This window comes from Sphingomonas sp. SP2 (assembly GCF_058313385.1).
The window spans coordinates 133,932-156,496 of record NZ_JBZFLD010000001.1; the positions used below are offsets into that span (position 1 = coordinate 133,932).

Here is a 22,565-nt window from a genome sequence, read left to right on the forward strand (position 1 = left end):
GGCCGGGCGTTCCTTGGCTCAGGGCGCGGCCGGACCTTTGACCAGTCGGCCGCCCTTCACCACGGCCTCCGGGCTCGCCAGCACCGCGGGATCGCGCAGGGGATCGCCGCTCACCGCTACCATGTCACCATAACGGCCGACCACGATCGCCCCGACGTCCCTCTCCCGCCCAAGCGCTTCGGCCGCGGTCCGAGTCGCGGCCTGGATCGCCTGGAGCGGGGTCATGCCGTAGCGGACCATCGTCGCGAATTGCCGCCCGGCCTGGCCGTGGGGCATCACCCCGGCATCGGTTCCGAACACCATCCGCACGCCCGCCCGCTGCGCCTTCTGGAAATTGTCGCGCTGGATCTGCGCCACCTCCCGGTCCTTGCGCAGATTGTCCTCGAGCACGCCATTCTTGCGGCCCTCGGCCTGCGTGTAGTCGGTATTGTAGATGTCCATCGAGAAATAGCAGGGCTGCCTGCTTCCTTGCAGAGCTTGATCCCCTCGTCGTCCACCAGGCTGACATGCTCGATCGTGTCGACGCCGGCGCGGATCGCGGCCTTGATCCCGCTCGCGCCATGGGCATGGGCGGCGACCCGCAGTCCCCACTGGTGGGCTTCGTCGGCGATGGCGCGAAGCTCGGTCTCGGACAATTGCTGCTGGCCGGGCTCGGTATTGCGCGAGAACACTCCGCCGGTCGCGCAGACCTTGATCACCTCGGCCCCGAACTTGCGCTGGCGGCGGACCTGGTAGCGGAGCTCCTCGACCCCGTCGCCGACCCCTTCCTCCTTGCGCGCCTTCTCGAGGCTCGGCGGAAGGAAGGTACTGTCGCAATGGCCGCCGGTAGCGCCGAGCGCATAGCCGGCGGGCACGATCCGCGGGCCGACCGCATAACCGTTGTCGATCGCCTGCTTCAGCCCGATGTCGTTGCGATTGCTCGACCCGACGTTGCGGACCGTCGTGAAGCCCGCGTCGAGCATCGCCTTGGCATTCGCCACCGCGACCATCCCGAAGAAGCTGTCGGTGAATTCAAGTCCGCGATAGCCGCCGATGTCGGCCGGGCTGTCGAGGTGGACATGCATGTCGATGAAGCCCGGCAGAAGCGTCCGCTGGCCAAGGTCGATGTGGCGCACGTCGCTCGACCAGCGCACCGTCCGCGCATCGGCGATACCGGTGATGCGCCCGTCGTCGCCGATGAAGACCGCCGGATAGTCGACCACCCGGCCGCTCTCGACATCGACCATCCGCGCCGCCGTGACCACGACCTTTTCCGCCTGGGCCGGGGTCGAAGCCATCAGGGCCGCCGCAACCAGAGCCAACCGCCGCATCGTCATCCTTTACCCCCTGCCCTGTACCAGGAGCCGACCTTGGCCGAAGTCCGCCCCCCAGCGCAACGCCCGCGAGTTGCATCCCGCCGCCGCGACCCCATGTCCTTGGGATGCTTCCGATTTCCGTTCTCGATCTCGCCCCAGTCCCCGAAGGATCGGACACCGGCGACGCGCTTCGCAATGCCGCCGACCTCGCTCGCCATGCCGAGGCGCTCGGCTATCACCGCTACTGGATGGCCGAGCATCACAGCATGCCCGGGATCGCCAGCGCGGCGACCGCGGTCGCTCTGGCTTGGGTCGGCGCCAATACCTCCACGATCCGGATCGGCTCGGGCGGGATCATGCTTCCCAACCATGCTCCGCTGACCATCGCCGAGCAGTTCGGCACCTTGGCCTCGCTCTATCCCGGGCGGATCGATCTCGGGCTCGGGCGCGCACCGGGCACCGACCAGGCTGCGGCCTATGCGCTCCGCCGCAACCTTGCGTCGGACGAGAACCAGTTTCCCCGCGACGTGGTCGAGCTCCAGCAATATCTCCAGGGCGGGGTCCAGCGCGTCCGGGCGATCCCGGGCGAAGGCCTCGACATCCCCTTGTGGATCCTCGGCTCGAGCACCTTCGGCGCGCAGCTCGCGGCGATGCTCGGCCTGCCCTACGCCTTCGCCTCGCACTTCGCGCCGGCGCAGATGATGGACGCGATCCAGGTCTATCGCGAAAGCTTCAGGCCGTCCGCGCAGCTCGACAAGCCCTATGTCATGCTCGGCTTCAACGTCATCGCCGCCGACACCGATGCCGAGGCTGAGCTGCTCGCGACCTCGGTCCAGCAGGCCTTCGTCAACCTGCGCACCGGCACTCCCGGCAAGCTCCCGCGCCCGCTCGCCGGCTATGCCGACCAGCTTCCGGTCGCGGCCCGGGGCATGCTCGACCAGGTCCTGTCCTGCTCGGGCATCGGCGGCCCGGACAAGGTGCGCCGCGACACGCTCGCTTTCATCGAACGGACGGGCGCCGACGAGCTTATCGTCACCGCGCAGATCCACGATCATGCGGCGCGCAAGCGCTCCTACGAAATCCTCGCCGAAGCGATGCGGCAGCAGCCCGCGGCCGCTGCCGCCTGATCCGTCAGATGTGAATCACCCGGCCCTGCGCCGACAGGATGCTTTCGTGCATCATCTCGGACAGCGTCGGGTGCGGGAAGATCGTCTGGGCGAAGTCCTCGTCGAGGAGCTCGGCGGTCTTGCCGACCGTATAGCCCTGGATCAGTTCGGTGACCTCGGCCCCGATCATGTGCGCGCCGAGCAGCTCGCCGGTCTTCGCGTCGACCACGGTCTTGATGAACCCTTCGGTTTCCCCGAGCGCGATCGCCTTGCCATTGCCGATGAACGGGAACTTGCCGACCCGCACCTCGTGGCCGAGCTCCTTGGCCTTGGCCTCAGTCAGGCCGACGCTCGCCACCTGCGGGTGACAATAAGTGCAGCCCGGGATGTTCGAGCGGTCGAGGGCATGCGGATGCACCTCCTTGTTGCCGAGCTCCTGCGCGATCGCCTCGGCGGCGGTGACGCCCTCGTGGCTCGCCTTGTGCGCCAGCCACGGCCCCGGCGTGCAGTCGCCGATCGCCCACAAACCCTTCGACTTGGTCCGGCCATAGGGATCGATCTGGATGAAGCCGCGGTCCATCTCGACCAGCTGCTCGATCCCCACCTTCTCGGTGTTGGGGACGATCCCGACCGCGACGATGCAGTGGCTGAAGTCCTGCTCGACGACCTTCCCGTCCTTGCCCTTGATCTTCGCCTTCACGCCCGAGGCCGAAGAAGCGATCGATTCGACCCCCGCGCCGGTCATGATGGTGATGCCCTGCTTGGTCAGGCTCTTCTCGAGCTGCGCCGAAATCTCGACATCTTCGACGGGGACGATGCGATCGAGCATCTCGACCACGGTCACCTCGGCGCCCATGTCGTTGTAGAAGCTCGCGAACTCGATCCCGATCGCCCCCGAGCCGATGACCAGCAGCTTGGTCGGCATCTCGGCCGGGGTCATCGCGTGGCGGTAGGTCCAGATGCGCTTGCCGTCGGCCGGTGCGAACGGCAGGTCACGCGCCCTCGCCCCCACCGCCAGGATGACGTGCTTGGCGCTGAGCTGTTCCTCGCCCTTGTCGCTCTTCACCGTCATCGTTGTCGGGCCGGTCATCGTCCCCGTTCCCAGATGCACCGTGATCTTGTTCTTTTTCATCAGGTGCGTAACGCCCTGATTGAGCTGCTTGGCGACGCCGCGGCTGCGCTTCACCACCGCCGCAAGGTCGGCCTCGATCTTGCCCGCGAGCTTCAGCCCATAGCTGTCGGCATGCTGCGCATAATGGAGGATCTCGGCCGAACGCAGCAGCGCCTTGGTCGGGATGCACCCCCAGTTGAGGCAGATGCCGCCCAGCAGCTCGCGCTCGACGATCCCGACCTTGAGCCCGAGCTGCGCCGCGCGGATCGCCGCGACATAGCCGCCGGGGCCCGAGCCCAGCACGATCAGGTCGTAATTCTCAGCCATTCGTCTCTTCCTTCGCCGCGATTCTCCGCGGCCTGTTTCCATCATCCAGCGCGACGAAGGTGAACTCACCCGCCGCCACCAAAGTCTCGGTCTCGCCGTCGCGCTCCCGCGACACACCCTCGGCGCGCAGCAAGAGCGAGGTCCGCCCTTCCCGCAGGCACTCGACATAGACGCTCAATTCGTCGCCCACCGCCATGGCGCCCGGAAACCGCAATCTCTCCGCCGCGACGAGGATCGCCTTCCCGCCGGTCCGCCGCGAGGCGAACGACCCGCAGGCGAGCCCCATCTGCCCCATCAGCCACCCGCCGAACACGCCGCCATAGGGGTTGGTGTCGGTCGGCATCGCGGTGGTGCGGATGAGGGGCGCCCGCTCGCCCGTCATGTCAAACAACCAGGCCCAGCGGGTTCTCGATCAGCTCCTTGAGCGTCTTCATCAGGCGCGCACCATCGGCGCCGTCGATCGCGCGATGGTCGAAGCTGCCGGTGATGCTCATCACCGTCGCGACCGTCACCGCGTCGCCATCGACCCACGGACGCTTCTCGCCCGCGCCGACCGCGAGGATCATCGCCTGGGGCGGATTGATGACCGCGTCGAACTGCTTGATCCCGAACATGCCCATGTTCGAGATGCTCGCCGTGCCGCCCTGATATTCGTGCGGCTGCAGCTTGCCTTCCTTGGCCCGGCCCGCGAGCTCGTGCATCTCGGTCGAGATCTTGCTCATCGACTTGGCCGCCGCGTCGGTGATGATCGGCGTGATCAGCCCGCCCGGAATGCTCACCGCGACCGCGATGTCGCTGCGCTTATATTGAATGAGCTGATCGGGCGTGAAGCTGACGTTGCACTCCGGCACCGCCTCGAGCCCAAGCGCGAGCGCCTTGATGAGCAGGTCGTTGACGCTGAGCTTGACGCCGCGGCCGGCGAGACCCGCGTTCAATTCGCCGCGAAGCTTGAGCAGCGCGTCGAGCCGGACGTCGACCGTCAGGTAGATGTGCGGGATCGTCTGCTTGGCCTCGGTCAGGCGGCGCGCGATCGTCTTGCGCATGTTCGACAGCTTGACCGCCTCGTGCGGAATGTCGGTCGAGAAAGGCTGAGCCGGAGTGACCGGCGCGGCGCTTGCCGCAGCGGGCGCGGGAGCAGCAGACTGGGCGGGCGCAGCCGCGGCCGTACCGCCAGCCGCAGCACCAAGGTCGGCGCGAACAATGCGGCCGCCCGGGCCGCTTCCGGTCAGGGTCGAAAGGTCGATCCCCTGCGCCTCGGCCAGCTTGCGCGCGAGCGGGCTCGCCTTGATCCGCTCACCGTCCGCGCGGGCCACGGGCGCCGCCGCGGGCTTGGCCGGGGCGGCGGGAGTCTCGACCGGCGCCGGTGCGGGCGCGGCCTTGTCCTGCGCCGGTGCTGCGGCGGCGGGAGCCTCGGGAGCCTTGGGCGCTTCGGCTGGCGCCGGCGCGGCAGCCGGCGGCGCTTCCTCGCCCTCGCCGCCGATCAGCGCGATCGTGGTCCCGACCTTCACTCCGTCGGTGCCCTCGGCAACCAGGATCTTGGTCACCACGCCCTCGTCGACGGCTTCGAATTCCATCGTCGCCTTGTCGGTCTCGATCTCCGCGAGGATGTCGCCGCTGGCGACCGTGTCGCCTTCCTTCACCAGCCATTTGGCGAGCGTGCCCTCTTCCATCGTGGGGCTGAGCGCGGGCATCTTCAGTTCGATCGCCATCATGGACCTTGCGGGCTTGAGGAGTTGAGAGTTCGCCAACCCAAAAGACCATGCCCTCTTGCCCGTCAAGCAGCGCTGGTTCACTTGTACGCCTTATGGCCACGGGCAAGCGCACCTATCTGGTGGTGATCGACGACAGCCGGGAGACCCGGCAGGCGCTCCGTTTCGCGACCCGCCGCGCGGCCAAGACCGGCGGCGCGGTCGAAGTGCTGGCGATCACCGAGCCGCAGGATTTCGTGCAATGGGGCGGCGTCGAGGCCGCCATCAAGGAGGAGCAGCAGCTCCGGATCGAAGCCCGCGTCGCCGCCGCATTGGGCGAACTGCCCGACGCCGACGGCCTCCGCCCCGACGCCATCCTCGTCCAGCCGGGCGAGCCGGTCGCGGTCGTCCGCGAGATCGTCAATCGCCGCGAGGACATCGCCGCCCTTGTCCTCGGCGCCTCCCCCTCGGGCGACCCCGGCCCGCTCGTTACCGCTTTCTCCGGCACCGACGCGGGCAAGCTCCCCTGCCCGGTAATGATCATCCCCGGCGGCCTCAGCGACGAACGCCTCGAGGCGCTGAGCTGAAGGTCGGCCGGTCCTGACGAACCGGCCGAGGTTCACTTATTACTTGGCGCCAGAAACCGGCGCGGTGCCTGCCGGAGCAACGGCCAGCGGCGCAACTGCGGTTGCGGGCATGCTCAGCGGCACATCCTCATCCACGAAGGCCTTGATGACGGTGCCGACCGGCACCTTCGCGCTCGTGCCCGTCATGAAGAAGCCAGCTGGAAGAAAGACAACGGCTGACACCGCGGCGGCACCAATACCACCGGCGACACCCTTATCGTCGAATTGCCCGGTCAGTCGGATCTGCCGGCCGCCGACAATCACGTACAGGATGCGGCCGTTGAGCTTGCCCGACTTGCCCCACATTCCCTTGTTACGGACGTCGGTGATTTCGCCCACGGCAGGGCTGCCGGCCGGAATGACCGTCACGCCATTGACGAGAACGGGCTCCGAGGTTTCGAGGCGGAAGCGATTACCAACCCGGAGGTTCTTGCCCTTGGTAGTAAGCTCTTCGAGCAAGCGGACGGGAACTTCGGTCCCGGTCCGGAGCATGGCATTGGAAGTCGTCAGCGGCTGGATGGGCGAAGCCATCGGCGCAGGAGCAACTTGCGGGACGGGCTGCTGAGCGGCTGCAGCCAACGCGAGAAACGCAACAACAATAGACATATTACCCCCCTAAGCGGCGTCATTGCCGCCGGAGGGTGCCGATTACTTGATCGGCATTAATGAAGAGTTTGCTGCTTACAGCCGCTCCGCCAGCAGCGCGCAAAGCTTTACGCAGCCCGCTTCGTCCTCCGCGTCGAAGCGGGCTTTTTGCGGGCTGTCGAGGTCGAGCACGGCGAGCAACTCGCCGTTGCGGACGATCGGCACGACCAGCTCGGACTGGCTCGCGGCGTCACAGGCGATGTGGCCCGGAAACTGGTGGACGTCCTCCACCCGCTGCGGCGCCAGCGTCGCCGCCGCCGCCCCGCACACGCCGCGGCCGAACGGGATCCGGATACAGGCCGCGCGGCCCTGGAACGGCCCCAGCACCAGTTCGCCGCCGACGTTGCGATAGAAGCCGGCCCAGTTGAGCTCGGGCAAGGTCTCCCAGATCAGCGCCGCGGCATTGGCCATGTTGGCGATCCCGTCGGGTTCGCCGCTGGTCAGGCCGTCGAGCGCGGCAAGGAGGTCGGCATAGAGCGTCGCCTTGTCGGCGGCCGCAATCTTGAAGTCGTACATGGGAAAGGCAGTCCTATCGCGGGTCGAGGTCGATCGTTCGGCTCGCCGGGTGATGCTTGTCGAGGTGCCGCTTGATCATCCTGAGGTTGCGGCTGTTCGAGCGGAAGAAATAGTCGGGAATGGCACCGACGAACGGGATCAGCCCGAGCAGCCAGTCGACCCCGATGTTGGTCCCCATCCGGGTGATCTGCCACTTCGACATGCCGAGGTTGCGCGCCTCCCACGCCAGATAGGCGCCGAGCCCCGCCGCGACCGTCGGGCCGATCCCGGGGACGAAGTCGAGTAGCACGTCGAGCCCGACCTTCTTGCTGGTGCCGGGAATGGTGACCAGCCGCTCGAGCGCATGCTCCAGCGCCTCGATCCGCTGGCGGACCAGATGCGGGTCGCTGCCGAGCGCGATCTGCGGACGATAGGGCTGGGGGCGGACGTTCATGCCCCTAATCTCGTGCGTCCTTGCGCGCACGCAAGTCCATCAGCGTGTGGGCGGCGAAGCGATTCTCGGCAAAACCGTCGATTCCCCGCGCGACAAGCGACCAGCGAACCGGCGCGGCGACGGGGATGAAGAGGATCTGGTCGCGCATGATCCGCTCGGCATCGGCGAAGAAGGCGCTGCGCTGCGGCGCGAAACCGGTCAGCCGCGCGGCATCGAGCAGGCGGTCGGCCTCTTCCGCGCAGATCGGCACGAACTCGCACCGGAAACTGCGCAGGAACCAGGCCGGCGAGCTCGACGGGGCGACCGAATCGACCCAGCGGAGGTCCGCCGGCTGTCCGTCAGCGGCCTCGACCACCTGGAGGTTGAGCGGGCCCCAATCGGCACGCAGCCGCTCGAGAATGATCGCCCCGCCCGGCCCCTTGGGCAGCGCCACCCGCAGCACCGGCGCGGGCTCGAGCGTCGGCGGCTCCTGCGCGCCGCTCGCCCTTGGAAACAACGTCCGCGCCCGCTCGACGATCGAGTCGCGCCGGTTGGCGAGCGGCACTCCGCTCCATGCCGGCTCGGCCGGGGCAGTGATGCCATCGAGCCCGAGCTGGAGCAGGGTCGAGCGCGGCTGGAGGTCCGGAACGCCGAGCGCGGCGACCAAGGCGGCCCGGTCGATCGTCTCGTCGAGCAGCGCCCGCACCTCGGGATTGGCGATCAGCCCATCCTTGCGCCCCGGGACCAGCCCGAACAGGCCCGCGACGGGATCGATCCGCAGCGTATTGCGCGGCAGCTTGGCCCCGAGCGGCACCGCAAGGTCGGCGACCGTCCCGCCCAGCACCAGCTCGGTGTCGCCTGCAAGGAACTGCTTCACCGCCTGGGCGGCGGGCGCGGCGGCAAGCGTCACCCGCTCCTTCAGGTCGCGGTCACCGTCGAAACCGGGCAGCGTCCGGGTCAGCCGCAGCCGGTCGCCGTCGCGCTCGCTCCGGAACGGCCCCGTCCCGCCCTTGCCGTTGACGAGCCCGAACTCGGGCTGGGCGAGCAGTTGCAGGAGGTGCGGCCGGGGCGAGCTCAGTTCGATCGCCACCACCCGGTCGGTCATCGCCACGATCTGGCTGATCGCACCGATCGAATCGCGCAGGGGATCGCGGCCGCGCCGATCGAGCTGCCGCTGCAGCAGCCGGACGACGTCGCGCGCGCGGACCTTCTTGCCATCGCTCCACTCGGCCTTTTCCAGCCGGAAGACGTAGCTCAGCCCGTCGTCGCTGACTGCCCAGCGCTCGGCCAGCCCCGGCGCGATGTTGCCGGCCGCGTCGAACCGCACCAGCCCCTGTGCGACATTGGCGACCAGCAGGAGGTCGGGCGGCGACAGGGTCTTGGCGACCGGATCGGCGAGCTGCGGAAGCGCGTCGCCGATCACCACCACGTCGACATCGCCCGTGCCGCTCGGCCGGCAGCTCGCCATTCCCATCGCCGCGGCGGCGAGCAGGACGAGCCTCGCTCCTCTATTCTGATGCTGATGAAGTCCGAACCGCATGCTGTTGCCTCACTAGACGAGGCGGCGCGCCGACACCAAGCGTTCAGCATCGGCCCCCTAGTCACGGCCCATTGGCTGTATTAGGGCTCTAGGTCACCTGCAGCGACGGGATCGAATGGCGGACCGCGACTCACCCTGGCAGCGCAACGGGCGCAACATCGAGGATTTGCCCGATCCCTTTGCCGCGCCCCTGTTCGGCGGAACGCCCGCCGTGCGCCGCCGACGATGGTGGCAGCGGCGGGAGAAGCCCCCGCAGCCCGGGATTCCGGTCGAGCCCGCTTACACCCCGCCCTTCTTTATCGACGAGGTCCCGCCGCCGCCGGCCCAGCCGCGCCGGCCGTGGCTGCGCTGGGGCCTCACCGGCTTTGCCGGGCTGCTCCTCGTCATCCTCCTCTGGCTGGTCATCACCGCGCCCCTCGGCCGCGCGCTCGAGCCCTTGCCCGATCCGGCCATGCTGATCGTGTCGAGCGAGGGCCGGCCGATCGCCCGCCGCGGCGCGATCAAGCTGGCGCCCGTCGAGGTCGCCAAGCTCAACCCGCTCACCCCCGCCGCCTTCGTCGCGATCGAGGACCGCCGCTTCTACCGCCACTGGGGGATCGACCCGCGCGCGATCGGCCGGGCGATGGTCGCCAATTTCCAGGCCGGCGGGGTTCGCCAGGGCGGCTCGACCCTCACCCAGCAGCTCGCAAAGACCAGCTTCCTCAACGGCGACCGCAGCCTCAAGCGCAAGGCGCAGGAGGTGATCATCGCCTTCTGGCTCGAAGGCTGGCTGACCAAGGATGAGATCCTCTCGCGTTATCTGTCGTCGGTCTATTTCGGCGATGGCGTCTACGGGCTGCGCGCCGCGGCCCGTCACTATTTCGGCAAGGAGCCCGACAAGCTGACCCTCGCCCAGTCGGCAATGCTCGCCGGCCTCGTCCAGGCCCCGAGCCGCCTCGCGCCGACCCGCAATCTCGCCGGCGCGCAGAAGCGGGCCAAGCTGGTCCTTGCCGCCATGGCCGATACCAAGGTGATCACGCCCGCGCGCGCCGCTGCGACGACCCCCGCCCGCCCAATCCGCCAGGTCGAGAAGGTCCCGACCGGCACCTATTTCGCCGACTGGGTCGCGCCGCAGGCCTCGGCCGCGTTCGAAAGCGACTTTGGTGAAGTGAAGGTGCGGACCACGCTCGACGCCGACCTCCAGCGCCTCGCCACCCGCGCCGTCGCCAATGCGCCGCTCGCTCCCGGGGTCCAGGCCGCGCTCGTCGCCATGCGCCCCGACGGACGGATCGTCGCGATGGTCGGCGGCCGCTCCTACAAGGACAGCAGCTTTAACCGCGCCACCCAGGCCCGCCGCCAGCCGGGCTCGGCCTTCAAACTGTTCGTCTACCTCGCCGCCATGCGCGCGGGCTACACGCCCAACTCGATCGTCGAGGACCGCCCGATCACCATCGACGGCTGGACCCCGGCCAATAGCGACGGCGTCTATCGCGGACCCGTCCCCTTGCGCGCCGCCTTCGCCCGCTCGAGCAACGCCGCCACGGTCCGCCTGTCCGAAGCGGTCGGGCGGGGCAATGTCCTGCGCACCGCGCGCGAACTCGGGATCAGCTCGCCGCTTCCCGATTCGCCCAGCGTCGCGCTCGGCACCGCGGGCGTCAGCCTCCTCGAACTGACCTCCGCCTATGCCGCGGTCGCGGGCGGCCGCTATCCCGTCGCCGCCACCGGCCTTCCCCCGCTCGCCCTCAAGGACAATGAGCCGGGCTTCATCCCGGCGCTGTTCGGCCGCGGCGGCCAGCTCGACGAACGGCGCGACTGGCGCCCCATGCTCGACCTCCTCTGGGCCGCGGCCAACGAGGGCACCGGCAAGCGCGCCGCGCTCGCCACGGCCACCTTCGGCAAGACCGGGACCAGCCAGGACAATCGCGACGCCTTGTTCGTCGGCTTCGCAGGCGACCTCGTGGTCGGCGTCTGGGTCGGGCGCGACGACAACAAGTCGCTCGGCTCCAAGGTGTCGGGCGGGACTCTCCCGGCGCAGATCTGGCGGAGCTTCGTGGCCCCTGCCCTTTCGGTCGACGGCCGCAGCGCGTCGGCGCTTCCGGCCGGATACCAGGTCCCCCGCCGCGCCCCGCCGAGCAGCAAATCGGCCTCCGACCAGGACCTCAACTCGTTCATCGAAGACATGGTCAAGGCCGCGCAGGACCTGTTCGGGCGCTGATTTCCGCCATCGAAAATCGTGAATTTCCGTTTACCTGGGGGTGCAAGAACTCTTTAACCCCTTCCTCCTAGAAACACTCCTGACCGACGGGCTCTCGTCTGGCGGTGCGGGGCGCGCCCCGGGGACAAAGTGGAACTAGGAGACCGGACATGACCAATTTCATCAAGATGCTGAACAACGAAGATGGTGCCACCGCGATCGAGTACGGCCTGATTGCCGCCCTCATCGCCGTTGCCGCGATCACCGCGCTCACCAACATCGGCAGCAACCTCAACAAGACCTTCACGAACGTCAGCAACAACCTGAACAAGTAAGCTTCAGGACTGCTCACGTTGGCCCCGTCGCTCACCTCCCAGGCGGAGGTGAGGGCGGGGCCTTCTCGTTTCCGGCGACGCGCGCCGGACGCCGGCACGGCCGGCATGGCTTTTACCCTTTGTGAACCTTGTCCTGACACCATGGGTGTCGGGGGATGCCGTTCCGGGGGAGCCGGGTCTAGCGTTCCCATGTCAGGAGAAGAGCGATGACCATTTTCACCAAGATGCTGCAGAATGACGATGGCGCGACCGCCATCGAATATGGCCTGATCGCCGCCCTGATCGCGGTTGCCGCGATCACCGCGCTGACCAACATCGGCAGCAACCTCAACAAGACCTTCACGAATGTCAGCGACAATCTGAACAAGTAATCGCTGGCCGGTTCGCATCAGGCGGCGCCGGTAAACCGGCGCCGTTTTTGCGTCAGGCGAAGAAAGCGGCAACAAAGGGGTTGGCAGCTTCGCGCAGACCCCCTAAAGGCCGCCGCGGAACGGGGCCGTAGCTCAGCTGGGAGAGCGTCGCAATGGCATTGCGAAGGTCAGGGGTTCGATCCCCCTCGGCTCCACCATTCCCTTGAAGGCCCGCCATTTTGGCGGGCCTTTTTCGTTTCCGCTGAGGCCCCGCCGAGGGCATGAAAAAAGGGCGGAGCCAGCGGCCCCGCCCTCTTCTCGCTTGGTCGATCGGCTGAAGGATCAGCCGTTGTCGTCCTCGTCACCCGCGGTCTCGACGCCCAGGTCGTCGTCGCCGGTCGACAGATCGACCTCGTCGTCGGCGCTGGGCTCCTCGTCCTCGTCGGGCAGGGCAAGGTCCTCGGCGCCGAGATCGCTGTCGGCCTGCTGCGCCGGAGCGGCGGTGGTCGACACCTGCTCGAACGGCATCGGCTGCTTGGACTTCAGCACGGGCTCGGGAACGAAGGTCGTGCCGCACTCGATGCAGGTGACCGGGTCATCCTTGCCGAGGTCGTAGAATCGGGTCGCGCATTTGGGGCAAGTGCGCTTGGCGCCCCACTCGGGCTTCACCATGAGATGATGGTCTCCAACAGGAAGGAGGCCGGCGGCATCGCTGCCCCGGCCGGTCGGCGCGCGCCTTGCCATAGCGAGGGGTCACTGTCAAAGCCCGCCCATGGTCTCCGCCCCCCTCGTCATCGCCGTCGACGGCCCCGCCGCGAGCGGCAAGGGCACCATCGCGAAGGGCCTCGCCCGCCACTTCGGCCTGCCCCACCTCGACACCGGCAAGCTCTACCGCGCGGTCGCTCTTTCCCTGCTCCGCTGGGGCGGCGATCCCGACAGCGAGTTCGCCGCGCTGCGCGCCTGCGACGAGATCGGCAGCCTGCTCGACGACCCCGAACTGAAGAGCGAGATGGTCGGCGGGATCGCCAGCCGGATCAGCGCCTATCCCGCCGTTCGTGCCGCCCTCCTCGAACGCCAGCGCGACTTCGCCGCCCAGGACGGCGGCGCGGTGCTCGACGGCCGCGACATCGGCACCGTCATCGCGCCGGACGCGGTCGCCAAGCTGTTTGTCACCGCCTCGAGCGAGGAACGCGCCCGTCGCCGCCACGCCGAGCTTTCCGCCAGTGGCCTCCCGGTGCATCTCGCCGACGTGCTGATCGACATCCGCGCCCGCGACGAACGCGACTCGCACCGCTCCGCCGCCCCACTGGTCCAGGCCGCGGACGCCATGCTCCTCGACACCACCGCGCTCGGCCCCGACGCCGCGCTGGCCGAGGCGATCCGGCTGGTGAAGCAGAAACTCTAGCCTCGTTCGCCCTGAGCACGAACGAGAGGTTTGTGCGCGTGGCTGCGCAAGCTAAAGCGCCACGCATGACCACCCCCTCCCCCCGCACCGGCGGCCGGATCCTCGTCGACCAGCTTCGCATCCAGGGCTGCGACCGGCTCTTCACCGTCCCCGGCGAAAGCTTCCTCGCCGTCCTCGACGCGCTTCACGACACGCCCGAGATCGAGACGATCGTCTGCCGGCAGGAGGGCGGAGTCGCCTACATGGCCGAGGCCGACGGCAAGTTGACCGGCCGCCCCGGCGTCGCCTTCGTCACCCGCGGTCCGGGCGCGACCAATGCCAGCCCCGGAGTCCATGTCGCCTTCCAGGATTCGACCCCGATGATCCTCTTCGTCGGCGACCTCGACCGCCGCGACAAGGACCGCGAAGGCTTCCAGGAGATCGACTTCCCGGCCTTCTTCGCCCCCATCGCCAAATGGGCCGCCCGCATCGACGATGCGCGCCGGATTCCCGAATATGTCGCGCGCGCCTTCCGTGTCGCCAGTGCAGGCCGTCCCGGCCCGGTCGTGCTCGCCATCCCCGAGGACATGCTCCGCGACGTGGTGGAGACGCTCGACCGCCCGGCGGTCCCGCCCCTGGTCGAGCATCCCGATCCCGCGGCCATCGCCACCGTCCACGAATTGCTGAAGGATGCCGCAGCCCCGCTCGCGATCGTCGGCGGCGCCGACTGGAGCCCCTGCGCCTCGCACCATTTCGCTGCCTGGGCGAGCCGCGTCGGCCTTCCCGTGGCCGCGGCCTTCCGCCGCCAGGATGCCGTCGCCAATGATTGCCCGGTCTATGCCGGCAACCTCGGCTACGGCCCCAATCCCAAGCTGCTCGAGCGCGTCCGCGACGCCGACCTGCTGCTGGTCGTCGGCGCCCGCCTCGGCGAATCGACCACCGAGGGCTATACGCTCGTCACCCCCGACCATCCGGGCCAGACGATCGTCCACGTCCACCCCGATCCCAACGAGCTCGGCCGTGTCTATCACGCCGACCTCCCCATCTGCGCCGACATGGGCGAGTTCGCGCAGGCGCTCGACAGCTGGGAGGATCCCGACCTCCTGCCCTTCGGCGCCGGCCGCGAGGCCCACGCCGACTATCTCGAATGGACCACGCCGGCGCCGCGCGAGGGCGTAAAGCTCGACCTCGGCCCCTGCGTCGCGCTCCTCCGCGAGCGTCTCCCTGCGGACACGATCATCTGCAACGGCGCGGGCAATTTCTCGGGCTGGTTCCACCGCTACTGGCGCTACGCCGCCATGCCGACCCAGCTCGCGCCGACCAGCGGCACCATGGGCTACGGCCTCCCCGCCGCCGTCGCCGCCGCGATCCGCTTCAAGGACCGGCAGGTGCTGTGCGTCGCCGGCGACGGCGACTTCCTGATGAACGGGCAGGAGCTCGCCACCGCCGCGCAGTATGGCGCCGACCTCCTCGTCATCGTCGTCGACAACGGCAGCTACGGCACCATCCGCATGCACCAGGAGCGCGACTATCCCGAGCGCCTGTCGGCCACCACCCTCGCCAACCCCGACTTCGCCGCCCTCGCCCGTGCCTTCGGCGGCTGGGCCGCGACGGTGGAGAGCACGGAAGAATTCGGCCCCGCCATCGACGAAGCGCTGACTCGCAAGGGCATCCGCCTCCTCCACTGCAAGACCGACGTCGAGGTGATCACCAACCAGACGACCATCTCGGCGCTGCGGGCCAAGGCGAAGGGTTGAACCGGGTGAGCGACCACCGCTTGGCCGACGCTTACGCCGCAGCCGTCGGCCGGGCGATCTACGGTTTCGCCTGCCTCGAATGGACGGCAGTCCAATGCTGCGAGCGCCTTCGGCCCGGCGCGCTGGACGAGCTGTCGGACCGCACCGCGGGCCGGATCGCCGACACGCTGATCCATCTTCTCGGCCGCCCCGAGGCGCCGCCGGTCGCCGAACCGGTGCAAAAGGCCGCGCGCGATTTCGAGTTACTTGTCGGGACGAGAAACAACCTAGTCCACGCCCGGCCCGGCCGCGCGCCGGACGGGACCCAGGCGCTGTTTCGCGATGGCGACCAGTGGACGCTGGACGAACTGGATCGCGTGGCGGCCACTTTCGCCACCTGTGAACGCGTGCTCGCCGACGCCCTCGCGGGCCCGCTCGCCTAGATCAGCCCCGCCAGCGGACTGCTCGGATCGGCATACATGCGCTTGCCCATCCGCCCCGCGCGATAGGCGAGGCGGCCGCTTTCGACCGCCGCCTTCATCGCCCGCGCCATCAGGATCGGGTCCTTGGCTTCGGCGATGGCGGTGTTCATCAGCACCCCGTCGCAGCCGAGTTCCATCGCCGCCGCCGCGTCGCTCGCTGTGCCGACACCCGCATCGACCAGCACCGGGACCTTGGCGCCTTCGACGATCAGGCGAATGGTCACCGGGTTCTGCACCCCCAGCCCCGAGCCGATCGGCGCGCCCAAGGGCATGATCGCCACCGCGCCTGCGTCCTCGCAGCGCCGCGCCATGATGGGATCGTCGGTGCAATAGACCATCACCTCGAACCCCTCCCTGGTCAGGAGCTCGGTCGCGCGCACGGTCTCGATCATGTCGGGATAAAGCGTCTTGGCCTCGGCCAGCACCTCGAGCTTCACCAGGCTCCAGCCACCCGCTTCGCGCGCCAGCCGCAGCGTCCGGATCGCTTCCTCCGCGGTGAAGCAACCTGCCGTATTGGGCAAATAGGTCGTGACCTTCGGGTCGATGTAATCGGTGAGCTTGGGCGCATTGGGGTCGGTGAGGTTCACCCGTCGCACCGCCACGGTGACGATCTCCGCCCCGCTCGCCGCCACCGCCGCCGCATTCTGCTCGAGGCTCTTATACTTGCCCGTGCCGACGATCAGCCGCGAGCTGAAGGTGCGTCCGGCAACGGTCCACTGGTCGTCGGTCATTCACTGTTTCCCTGCGACGGCAGGGACCGGGTCCCTTCCGCCTTCGCCATCAAGAACTGGGCTCCTGCCTTTGCAGGAGAACGAAAAAAGTCGCTCAACCGCCCCCGACGAAATGGACGATCTCATAATCGTCCCCATCCTCGACCTGGACCTCGGCCAGCGTCGACTTGGGCACGATCTCGAGGTTGCGCTCGACCGCGACCCGGGCCGGGTCGAGGCCGAGCTCGAGCACCAGGCCGGCGACGCTGGTGCCCGCGGGCACGCGGCGATGCTCGCCATTGACGCTGATGCTGTGCGTTTCGGTCTCGCTCATCGCCATCGCCCCTACCCGCTCGCGCCGAGGCAAGTCGAGGGGCATGGCCGCGTGCCTCGACTTCGCTCCGCACAAACGGTTACAGAAGATCGGTGAAGCGCATCCTTGTCCTGAATGGCCCCAACCTCAACCGGCTCGGCACCCGCGAACCCGAGGTCTATGGCCGCGACTCGCTCGACGACATCGCCGGTCGGCTCCACGAGCAGGCCGCCGCCCTCGGACTGGAGGTCGATGTTCGCCAGTCCAATCACGAAGGCCACCTCATCGACTGGCTGCACGAGGCGGCCGACGAACAGGCGCAAGCCGTCATCCTCAATGCGGGCGGCTTCACCCACACCTCGGTCGCGCTCCGCGACGCCATCGCGGCCATCCCCGTGCCCGTGATCGAGGTCCACCTCTCCAACCCCGCGGCCCGCGAATCCTTCCGCCGGCGAAGCCTCATCGGCGGCGTCTGCAAGGGCAGCATCAGCGGCTTTGGGGCCTCTTCCTATACGCTTGCGCTGGACGCCGCCGCCCGGCTCTGACAAAGCGCGCCGCGACAGACTTCAGGGAAATTTGCATGTCCGACGAACATAAGCAGATGCGGATCGATGCCGGCCTCGTGCGCGAGCTCGCCGAACTGCTCAGCGCGAACGAGCTCAGCGAGATAGAGGTCGAGGACGGCGATCGCAAGATTCGCGTGAAGCGCGAGCTGACGGTCGCGGCCGCGCCGGTGCAGCATCTCGTCGCCGCCCCGGTCGCTCAGGCCGCCGCCGGTGCCGCCCCGGCCGCCGAGGCCGCGCCCGCCGCCGCGCCCGAGCCGACCGGTGACATCGTCCGCTCGCCGATGGTCGGCACCTGCTACATGGCCGCCGAGCCCGGCGCCGCGCCGTTCGTCGCGGTCGGCGACACCGTCAAGGCCGGCGACACGCTGCTGATCGTCGAGGCGATGAAGGTGATGAACCCGATCACCGCTCCGCGCGGCGGCAAGATCACCCAGCTGATGGTCTCCAACGCCCAGCCGGTCGAGTTCGACCAGCCGCTGGTGGTCATCGACTGACATGCCCAAGATCAACAAGCTCCTGATCGCCAATCGCGGCGAGATCGCGCTGCGTATCCAGCGGGCCGCCAAGGAGCTCGGGATCCGGACCGTGGCGGTCCACTCGACCGCCGACGCCGACGCCATGCACGTCCGGCTCGCCGACGAGGCCGTCTGCATCGGCCCGCCCGCCGCGCGTGACAGCTACCTCAACATCCCCAACATCATCTCGGCCGCCGAGATCGTCCACGCCGACGCCATCCACCCGGGCTACGGCTTCCTCTCGGAGAACGCCCAGTTCGCCGAGATCGTCGAGCTCCACAACATCATCTGGGTTGGGCCCAAACCCGAGCACATCCGCGTGATGGGCGACAAGGTCGAGGCCAAGCGCACCGCCGCCAAGCTCGGCCTGCCGCTGGTCCCGGGCTCGCCCGGCCCGCTGACCAGCGTCGAGGAAGCCCGCGCGATCGCCGAGGAAATCGGCTATCCGGTGCTGATCAAGGCCGCTTCGGGCGGCGGTGGCCGCGGCATGAAGGTCGTGCCCGAACCCGACCAGCTCGAAACGCTGATGGCGCAGGCCTCGTCGGAGGCCAATGCCGCCTTCGGTGACCCGACCGTCTACATGGAAAAGTATCTCGGCGACCCGAGGCACATCGAATTCCAGGTGTTCGGCGACGGCGACGGCCAGGCCGTCCACCTCGGCGAGCGCGACTGCTCGATCCAGCGCCGCCATCAGAAAGTCATCGAGGAAGCTCCCTCGCCCGTCATCTCGGCCGAACAGCGCGCGCAGATGGGCGAGCGGGTCCGCAAGGCCATGGCCGACATGGGCTATCGTGGCGCCGGCACCATCGAGTTCCTCTACGAGAATGGCGAATTCTACTTCATCGAGATGAACACCCGCCTGCAGGTGGAGCATCCGGTGACGGAGATGATCACCGGCCTCGACCTCGTCGCCGAGCAGCTCCGCATCGCGGAAGGTCGGGGCCTCAGCGTCACGCAGGACGACGTCCGCCTCAACGGCCATTCGATCGAGTGCCGGATCAACGCCGAGGATCCCGAGACCTTCGCCCCCTCGCCGGGGCTGGTGAAGAATTTCGTCGCGCCCGGCGGTCTCCAGACCCGCGTCGATAGCGGCCTCTATTCGGGCTACAAGGTGCCGCCTTACTACGACAGCATGATCGGCAAGCTGATCGTCTGGGGCGAGGACCGGCCACAAGCCATCGCTCGCCTCCGCCGCGCGCTCGAGGAATTCGTGGTCGACGGTCCCAAGACCAACGTCCCCCTCCACCAGCGCATCCTCAAGGAGGAGGCCTTCCAGAGCGGCGACTATACGATCAAGTGGCTCGAGCGCTGGCTCGAGGAGCAGAAGGCGGAGTAGCAGCAGGCCGTCCGTCCCGAGCGACGTCTAGGCGCTCGGGCACGGCGCTGCCCCGACGTCGCCGGGCAGCGACAGCGACGCGGTATCGCTTTTCCCGTCGGCGCGTTATCCCGCCGTCATGAGCCATCCGCTCGATCCCAGCCTCATGCTTCGCGGCTATGCCTCCGGGGTCTTCCCCATGGCCGACAGCCGCGACAGCGACGAGCTCTTCTGGGTCGAGCCGCGCACCCGCGCGATCATCCCGCTCGACGGCTTCCACCTTTCGCGGAGCCTCGCCAAGCGGCTCCGCTCGGGTCGCTACCGCATCACCGCCGACCAGGACTTCGCCGGCGTGCTGCTCGGCTGCGCCGACCGTGACGAGACGTGGATCAATCGCCCGATCGAGCAGGCGATGCTCGCCCTGTTCGAGCGCGGCCAGGCCCATTCGGTCGAGGTCTGGGAGGGCGAGGCGCTGGTCGGAGGGGTCTATGGCGTGGCGCTCGGCCGAGCCTTCTTCGGCGAGAGCATGTTCAGCCGCGCCCGCGACGCCTCGAAGGTCGCGCTGGCCAGCCTCGTCGCGCGGCTCGCCCACGGGCATTTCAGCTTGCTCGACTGCCAGTTCATGACCAGCCACCTGGCCTCGCTCGGCGCGGTCGACATTCCCCGCGCCCGCTACGTTCAGTTGCTCGGCGAGTCGCTCGCTTCGGCCTCGGACGAGCCCCGGCCCGACTGGGCATCGCTCGATACGGCATTGTCGTCGCTCGGCGCGCCGGCCTCCTCGGCCGCGGCCGGGAAGTTCATCTCGCAGCTCTTGGGCCAGACGTCGTAGACGCGGTGCTCGACCACGTTGAGTGACGGGCTCTCCTTGTAGAGCCAGCCCGAGAAGACCCGGTCCCACGTATTGTCGGGCTGCTGGACGTCGACCTGGACGAAGGCGCCGGTCAGCTGGTCGAACTCCCACGGCGGGGTCTTTTCGCAGGCCCGGAGCCGGACGATCACGTCGTTGATCCGGACCGCCTGCCCCGGCTTCAGCCGAAGGTCGCGAGCGATCCCGTTGCGCTTGTTGAGGAAGCCCAGCACCGCCACCCGCTCGCTCATTGGGGTCGTGCCCGGAAGCGCCGCCGCGGGCTTGGCCAGCGGGACCGAATTCTCGGGCTTCTGCGCGTCGCGATTGCCCGGCAGCCGGTCACAGCCGGCCGCCAGCAGTCCCAACGTCAGACAGGCGGCGGTCCGCCAGCTCACCTCAGTCGGGGGTCCAGGCCTGGTAGTCGCCGGTCGCGGCCGGGCGCTTGCCCCCGCGCGACAGCGACCCCAGCGGTCGGTAGGTCTCGCCCGTGCCCGACAGGTTGGGCAGGCCTTCCTTCTCGAACTTGCGGCGCGGCGGGAGCGACTTCTCAGGCACGTCGTCGATCTGCCCGCGCAGCCAGCTCTGCCACTGCGGCGGCGCCCGGCTCGCGTCGTTCGGACCATTGTAGATCACCCACCGGCGGCGGGGATCGTCCTTGTGCTGGTAATAGAGGTTCCCGGCCTCGTCGCGGCCGACTTCGCGGCCATGCCGCTTGGTGAAGGCGCGAGTCGTCAGACCCGCCCCGTTCCACCAGGTAAAAATGCTCGCCAGAAAACCCATGGCTGTGCGCCCTAGCGGGTGAGGCCCCGGCGGTGCAACCACCTTCGGGGCCTCGGACCCGCTATTGGCCGTGGACCCACTCGACCTTGTCGCCAGCCTTGATGCCGAGTTCGGCGCTCCGGCCGCCCGGAATCTCGAGCACCGCGCCAACCGTCTCCATGCTCATCACCGGCTCGAGGCTGAGCGGCACCGTATTTTCGGCGATGCTGCTGATCGTCCCGTCCGCACGGACGAAGATCATGTCGAGCGGGATCAGCGTGTTCTTCATCCAGAAGCTCGCCGGGCGAGGCGGCTCGTGCGGGAAGATCATCCCCCGGTCGGGCGCCAGCGTCGAGCGGTTCATCAGCCCCTGCGCCTGCTCTTCGGGCGTGCGCGCGACCTCGACGGTGAACTTGTGCACCTTGCCGCCGGCGCTGCGGATGGTCAGCGGCACCTGCTCGAGCCCCGCGGCCGAGCGCTCGAGCTGCGGGCTTTCCCCGGTCCCGGGCTGGCAGGCGGCGGCAGTGAGCGCCAGCGGGAGCACCGCCAGCAGGGCAAGCCGGCCTAGGCCGTGCGGAGATCGACGGCGGTCAGGCCTTTGCGGCCCTCGGCGATCCTGGCGGTCATCCGGTCCCCCGGCTGCAACTCGCCCAGACCCGCCCGGCGCACCGTTTCCATGTGCAGGAAGATGTCCTGCTCGGGGGCTTCCAGCCGATTGACGAACCCATAGCCCTTGACGCGATTGAACCACTTGACCTCCACCGGCTCGAACGGCCCAGCGCCGTCCAGCAAGGCGGAACGGTCCGATCGGTCTTCGGATGCCGGCGCGGGCGGGCGAACCACCACGGCCTGGCTGAGATCGATCGACAGCACCCGGGCCGCCTGCAGGCCGCGATCCTGCCGCAGCACGTCGCAAGTCACAACCGCTCCTTCGGGCAGACTGCGCCGGCCATGCTCGCGAAGGAGGGAAAAATGGACGAGGACGTCGCCCTCGATGTCGTCGCTGACGAGGAAGCCGAAGCCGCGGGTCGCGTCGAACCACTTGATCCGGCCGGTGACGCGCACGCCCGAGTCGTTGGCCGCTTCCACCATTTCGGTGGGATCGGCCGCCTGCGGTTCTTCCGAGCCTGACGCATACTCCCGTTGCACGAGGCTACGCATACCACAGCTTTAACGGCGTAGGAAGTTACGTCGACTTAACGACATTAGCTGTCCTGAGTTAGGATTTCCTCGAGTTCCTCGGGCCTCGTTGCGAGCACCCGCCGGGCGAGCGCGAAACTGTGTCCGGCCCGAAGCATCGCCGCCAAGGCCTTGTCGCGCTGCTTGGGATCGCTGGCCGGCGCGGTCGCATAGGGTCCGATCCGCTTGCGCTCGGCAAAACGCAGCGCCGCCGCAAGCGCGCCCGCCTCGGCTGCTTCCAGCGCCGGCGCGCCATCCTCCTCGCCGATCCCGCTGGCCTGGAGCGTCGAGCGCACCCGTCCTTTGCCATAGCCGCGCCTCAGCAGGCTCGCCGCCTTCATCCCGGCAAAAGCCTGGTCGTCGATGAAGCCATAGCCCGCGATCTTCTCGACCAGCGCGTCGACGTCGGGTTCGCCCTCGCCCGCCCAGCCGCGCTCGCGCAGCTTGCGCCGGGCATAGGTGGCGAGCTTGGCGCGGCTGGTCGCGAAGCGCGCGACATAGCCCAGCGCCAGCTCCTGCAAACTTGCCGGATCGAGCGGCCGAGGGGCCCGCCCGCGCCGCTTTCCGGGGCCGTTCCGCTCAGGTTCAAGGGCGCTCACGCCTTGATTGTGCCACACTCAACCGCGAACAACCAT

Annotated in this window: 24 protein-coding genes, 1 tRNA gene and 3 pseudogenes; 13 read left to right on the forward strand and 15 right to left on the reverse strand. The window is 68.6% G+C overall.

All coding sequences use genetic code 11. The annotated features are described in order from the left end of the window. Positions 1-18: 18 nt before the first annotated feature. Positions 19-1,316 (reverse strand): annotated as a pseudogene (locus tag AC4GYU_RS00760) (Xaa-Pro dipeptidase). A 104-nt stretch (positions 1,317-1,420) separates the two neighbouring features. Between AC4GYU_RS00760 and AC4GYU_RS00765 the strand changes: the two are divergent. Beyond that, positions 1,421-2,422, forward strand: coding sequence for an LLM class flavin-dependent oxidoreductase (locus AC4GYU_RS00765; protein WP_491085002.1), 1,002 nt, complete (start codon positions 1,421-1,423; stop codon positions 2,420-2,422). A 4-nt stretch (positions 2,423-2,426) separates the two neighbouring features. Here the strand turns inward: AC4GYU_RS00765 and lpdA are convergent, their stop codons facing one another. From lpdA to AC4GYU_RS00780, 3 genes are read right to left on the reverse strand one after another with little or no spacing between them, the layout of a single operon-like run. Beyond that, the gene (gene lpdA, locus AC4GYU_RS00770) at positions 2,427-3,839 is read right to left on the reverse strand and encodes a dihydrolipoyl dehydrogenase (RefSeq protein ID WP_491085003.1); all 1,413 of its coding nucleotides are present in this window, start codon (positions 3,837-3,839) and stop codon (positions 2,427-2,429) included. Next, complete coding sequence (locus AC4GYU_RS00775; protein WP_491085004.1) at positions 3,832-4,221, reverse strand: acyl-CoA thioesterase; 390 nt, start codon at positions 4,219-4,221, stop codon at positions 3,832-3,834. Before AC4GYU_RS00775 ends, lpdA begins: the two co-directional genes overlap by 8 nt. 1 nt (position 4,222) lies before the next feature. Beyond that, a complete protein-coding gene (locus tag AC4GYU_RS00780; protein WP_491086858.1) occupies positions 4,223-5,548 on the reverse strand; it encodes a pyruvate dehydrogenase complex dihydrolipoamide acetyltransferase in 1,326 nt (441 codons plus the stop codon). Positions 5,549-5,643: 95 nt separating this feature from the next. Here AC4GYU_RS00780 and AC4GYU_RS00785 point away from each other — a divergent pair, with 95 nt between their 5' ends. Further along, on the forward strand, positions 5,644-6,114 hold the full coding sequence (locus tag AC4GYU_RS00785) for a universal stress protein (RefSeq protein WP_491085005.1): 471 nt from the start codon (positions 5,644-5,646) through the stop codon (positions 6,112-6,114). A 39-nt stretch (positions 6,115-6,153) separates the two neighbouring features. Here the strand turns inward: AC4GYU_RS00785 and AC4GYU_RS00790 are convergent, their stop codons facing one another. The 4 genes from AC4GYU_RS00790 to AC4GYU_RS00805 all read right to left on the reverse strand — a co-directional run bounded on the left by AC4GYU_RS00790 (position 6,154) and on the right by AC4GYU_RS00805 (position 9,266). Next, on the reverse strand, positions 6,154-6,684 hold the full coding sequence (locus AC4GYU_RS00790; protein ID WP_491085006.1) for a hypothetical protein: 531 nt from the start codon (positions 6,682-6,684) through the stop codon (positions 6,154-6,156). A gap of 150 nt (positions 6,685-6,834) precedes the next feature. Next, positions 6,835-7,314 (reverse strand): GAF domain-containing protein, encoded by a 480-nt coding sequence (locus tag AC4GYU_RS00795; RefSeq protein WP_491085007.1) that lies wholly within the window; start codon positions 7,312-7,314, stop codon positions 6,835-6,837. 13 nt (positions 7,315-7,327) lie between these two features. After that, positions 7,328-7,747, reverse strand: a complete 420-nt coding sequence (locus tag AC4GYU_RS00800) for a DUF4112 domain-containing protein (RefSeq protein WP_491085008.1) — start codon at positions 7,745-7,747, stop codon at positions 7,328-7,330. Between the two features lie 4 nt (positions 7,748-7,751). Beyond that, positions 7,752-9,266: an ABC transporter substrate-binding protein gene (locus AC4GYU_RS00805; protein WP_491085009.1), complete on the reverse strand. Its 1,515-nt coding sequence runs from the start codon at positions 9,264-9,266 to the stop codon at positions 7,752-7,754. A 115-nt stretch (positions 9,267-9,381) separates the two neighbouring features. On the opposite strand from AC4GYU_RS00805, the gene AC4GYU_RS00810 reads away from it, so the two are divergent. The 4 genes from AC4GYU_RS00810 to AC4GYU_RS00825 all read left to right on the forward strand — a co-directional run bounded on the left by AC4GYU_RS00810 (position 9,382) and on the right by AC4GYU_RS00825 (position 12,342). Next, positions 9,382-11,460, forward strand: a complete 2,079-nt coding sequence (locus AC4GYU_RS00810) for a transglycosylase domain-containing protein (RefSeq protein WP_491085010.1) — start codon at positions 9,382-9,384, stop codon at positions 11,458-11,460. A 149-nt stretch (positions 11,461-11,609) separates the two neighbouring features. Further along, positions 11,610-11,774, forward strand: a complete 165-nt coding sequence (locus AC4GYU_RS00815) for a Flp family type IVb pilin (RefSeq protein WP_491085011.1) — start codon at positions 11,610-11,612, stop codon at positions 11,772-11,774. A 206-nt stretch (positions 11,775-11,980) separates the two neighbouring features. After that, positions 11,981-12,145, forward strand: coding sequence for a Flp family type IVb pilin (locus AC4GYU_RS00820; protein WP_491085012.1), 165 nt, complete (start codon positions 11,981-11,983; stop codon positions 12,143-12,145). Between the two features lie 121 nt (positions 12,146-12,266). After that, positions 12,267-12,342: transfer RNA gene (locus AC4GYU_RS00825), tRNA-Ala, on the forward strand. A 124-nt stretch (positions 12,343-12,466) separates the two neighbouring features. Here the strand turns inward: AC4GYU_RS00825 and AC4GYU_RS00830 are convergent. Beyond that, a complete protein-coding gene (locus AC4GYU_RS00830) occupies positions 12,467-12,796 on the reverse strand; it encodes a TIGR02300 family protein (protein ID WP_491086859.1) in 330 nt (109 codons plus the stop codon). Between the two features lie 100 nt (positions 12,797-12,896). Here AC4GYU_RS00830 and cmk point away from each other — a divergent pair, with 100 nt between their 5' ends. The 3 genes from cmk (at position 12,897) to AC4GYU_RS00845 (ending at position 15,687) form a co-directional block, all read left to right on the forward strand. After that, positions 12,897-13,529 carry a (d)CMP kinase gene (cmk, locus tag AC4GYU_RS00835; RefSeq protein WP_491085013.1) on the forward strand — a complete coding sequence of 211 codons (633 nt, stop codon included), beginning with the start codon at positions 12,897-12,899 and terminating at the stop codon, positions 13,527-13,529. Positions 13,530-13,594: 65 nt separating this feature from the next. Continuing rightward, entirely contained in the window at positions 13,595-15,265 is a 1,671-nt protein-coding gene (locus AC4GYU_RS00840) for a thiamine pyrophosphate-binding protein (protein WP_491085014.1), read from the forward strand. Beyond that, positions 15,262-15,687 carry a hypothetical protein gene (locus tag AC4GYU_RS00845; protein ID WP_491085015.1) on the forward strand — a complete coding sequence of 142 codons (426 nt, stop codon included), beginning with the start codon at positions 15,262-15,264 and terminating at the stop codon, positions 15,685-15,687. The genes AC4GYU_RS00840 and AC4GYU_RS00845 overlap by 4 nt, the downstream gene beginning before the upstream one ends. On the opposite strand, the pseudogene thiS reads toward AC4GYU_RS00845, so the two are convergent. After that, positions 15,684-16,770 (reverse strand): annotated as a pseudogene (thiS, locus tag AC4GYU_RS00850) (sulfur carrier protein ThiS). The gene AC4GYU_RS00845 and the pseudogene thiS sit on opposite strands and share 4 nt — an antisense overlap. Positions 16,771-16,862: 92 nt before the next feature. On the opposite strand from thiS, the gene aroQ reads away from it, so the two are divergent. From aroQ to aat, 4 genes are all read left to right on the forward strand, one after another. Continuing rightward, positions 16,863-17,294 (forward strand): type II 3-dehydroquinate dehydratase, encoded by a 432-nt coding sequence (aroQ, locus tag AC4GYU_RS00855; protein ID WP_491085016.1) that lies wholly within the window; start codon positions 16,863-16,865, stop codon positions 17,292-17,294. Between the two features lie 35 nt (positions 17,295-17,329). After that, positions 17,330-17,809 carry an acetyl-CoA carboxylase biotin carboxyl carrier protein gene (gene accB, locus AC4GYU_RS00860; protein ID WP_491085017.1) on the forward strand — a complete coding sequence of 160 codons (480 nt, stop codon included), beginning with the start codon at positions 17,330-17,332 and terminating at the stop codon, positions 17,807-17,809. 1 nt (position 17,810) lies between these two features. Next, positions 17,811-19,166, forward strand: coding sequence for an acetyl-CoA carboxylase biotin carboxylase subunit (gene accC / locus AC4GYU_RS00865; RefSeq protein ID WP_491085018.1), 1,356 nt, complete (start codon positions 17,811-17,813; stop codon positions 19,164-19,166). Positions 19,167-19,284: 118 nt separating this feature from the next. Next, on the forward strand, positions 19,285-19,974 hold the full coding sequence (aat, locus tag AC4GYU_RS00870) for a leucyl/phenylalanyl-tRNA--protein transferase (protein ID WP_491085019.1): 690 nt from the start codon (positions 19,285-19,287) through the stop codon (positions 19,972-19,974). Between the two features lie 35 nt (positions 19,975-20,009). Here aat and AC4GYU_RS00875 read toward each other — a convergent pair. The 5 genes and pseudogenes from AC4GYU_RS00875 to AC4GYU_RS00895 all read right to left on the reverse strand — a co-directional run. Next, positions 20,010-20,243 (reverse strand): annotated as a pseudogene (locus AC4GYU_RS00875) (DUF2155 domain-containing protein); the annotation flags it as partial. A 145-nt stretch (positions 20,244-20,388) separates the two neighbouring features. Continuing rightward, positions 20,389-20,772 (reverse strand): NADH:ubiquinone oxidoreductase subunit NDUFA12, encoded by a 384-nt coding sequence (locus AC4GYU_RS00880; protein ID WP_491085020.1) that lies wholly within the window; start codon positions 20,770-20,772, stop codon positions 20,389-20,391. A 61-nt stretch (positions 20,773-20,833) separates the two neighbouring features. Further along, the gene (locus AC4GYU_RS00885) at positions 20,834-21,295 is read right to left on the reverse strand and encodes a DUF192 domain-containing protein (RefSeq protein WP_491085021.1); all 462 of its coding nucleotides are present in this window, start codon (positions 21,293-21,295) and stop codon (positions 20,834-20,836) included. Positions 21,296-21,315: 20 nt separating this feature from the next. After that, positions 21,316-21,912, reverse strand: coding sequence for a cold-shock protein (locus AC4GYU_RS00890; RefSeq protein ID WP_491085022.1), 597 nt, complete (start codon positions 21,910-21,912; stop codon positions 21,316-21,318). Positions 21,913-21,956: 44 nt separating this feature from the next. Continuing rightward, complete coding sequence (locus AC4GYU_RS00895; RefSeq protein WP_491085023.1) at positions 21,957-22,529, reverse strand: regulatory protein RecX; 573 nt, start codon at positions 22,527-22,529, stop codon at positions 21,957-21,959. Positions 22,530-22,565 lie beyond the last annotated feature (36 nt).

Coding starts and splice junctions, on each gene's coding strand:
- lpdA (WP_491085003.1), bottom strand. CDS start 3,839: ATGGCTGAGAATTACGACCTGATCGTGCTGGGCTCGGGCCCCGGCGGC.
- AC4GYU_RS00780 (WP_491086858.1), bottom strand. CDS start 5,548: ATGGCGATCGAACTGAAGATGCCCGCGCTCAGCCCCACGATGGAAGAG.
- accC (WP_491085018.1), top strand. CDS start 17,811: ATGCCCAAGATCAACAAGCTCCTGATCGCCAATCGCGGCGAGATCGCG.
- AC4GYU_RS00830 (WP_491086859.1), bottom strand. CDS start 12,796: ATGGTGAAGCCCGAGTGGGGCGCCAAGCGCACTTGCCCCAAATGCGCG.
- AC4GYU_RS00790 (WP_491085006.1), bottom strand. CDS start 6,684: ATGGCTTCGCCCATCCAGCCGCTGACGACTTCCAATGCCATGCTCCGG.
- cmk (WP_491085013.1), top strand. CDS start 12,897: ATGGTCTCCGCCCCCCTCGTCATCGCCGTCGACGGCCCCGCCGCGAGC.
- AC4GYU_RS00800 (WP_491085008.1), bottom strand. CDS start 7,747: ATGAACGTCCGCCCCCAGCCCTATCGTCCGCAGATCGCGCTCGGCAGC.
- AC4GYU_RS00820 (WP_491085012.1), top strand. CDS start 11,981: ATGACCATTTTCACCAAGATGCTGCAGAATGACGATGGCGCGACCGCC.
- AC4GYU_RS00810 (WP_491085010.1), top strand. CDS start 9,382: ATGGCGGACCGCGACTCACCCTGGCAGCGCAACGGGCGCAACATCGAG.
- AC4GYU_RS00880 (WP_491085020.1), bottom strand. CDS start 20,772: ATGGGTTTTCTGGCGAGCATTTTTACCTGGTGGAACGGGGCGGGTCTG.
- AC4GYU_RS00785 (WP_491085005.1), top strand. CDS start 5,644: ATGGCCACGGGCAAGCGCACCTATCTGGTGGTGATCGACGACAGCCGG.
- AC4GYU_RS00765 (WP_491085002.1), top strand. CDS start 1,421: ATGCTTCCGATTTCCGTTCTCGATCTCGCCCCAGTCCCCGAAGGATCG.
- accB (WP_491085017.1), top strand. CDS start 17,330: ATGTCCGACGAACATAAGCAGATGCGGATCGATGCCGGCCTCGTGCGC.
- AC4GYU_RS00815 (WP_491085011.1), top strand. CDS start 11,610: ATGACCAATTTCATCAAGATGCTGAACAACGAAGATGGTGCCACCGCG.
- AC4GYU_RS00890 (WP_491085022.1), bottom strand. CDS start 21,912: ATGCGTAGCCTCGTGCAACGGGAGTATGCGTCAGGCTCGGAAGAACCG.
- aat (WP_491085019.1), top strand. CDS start 19,285: ATGAGCCATCCGCTCGATCCCAGCCTCATGCTTCGCGGCTATGCCTCC.
- AC4GYU_RS00840 (WP_491085014.1), top strand. CDS start 13,595: ATGACCACCCCCTCCCCCCGCACCGGCGGCCGGATCCTCGTCGACCAG.
- AC4GYU_RS00805 (WP_491085009.1), bottom strand. CDS start 9,266: ATGCGGTTCGGACTTCATCAGCATCAGAATAGAGGAGCGAGGCTCGTC.
- AC4GYU_RS00795 (WP_491085007.1), bottom strand. CDS start 7,314: ATGTACGACTTCAAGATTGCGGCCGCCGACAAGGCGACGCTCTATGCC.
- AC4GYU_RS00775 (WP_491085004.1), bottom strand. CDS start 4,221: ATGACGGGCGAGCGGGCGCCCCTCATCCGCACCACCGCGATGCCGACC.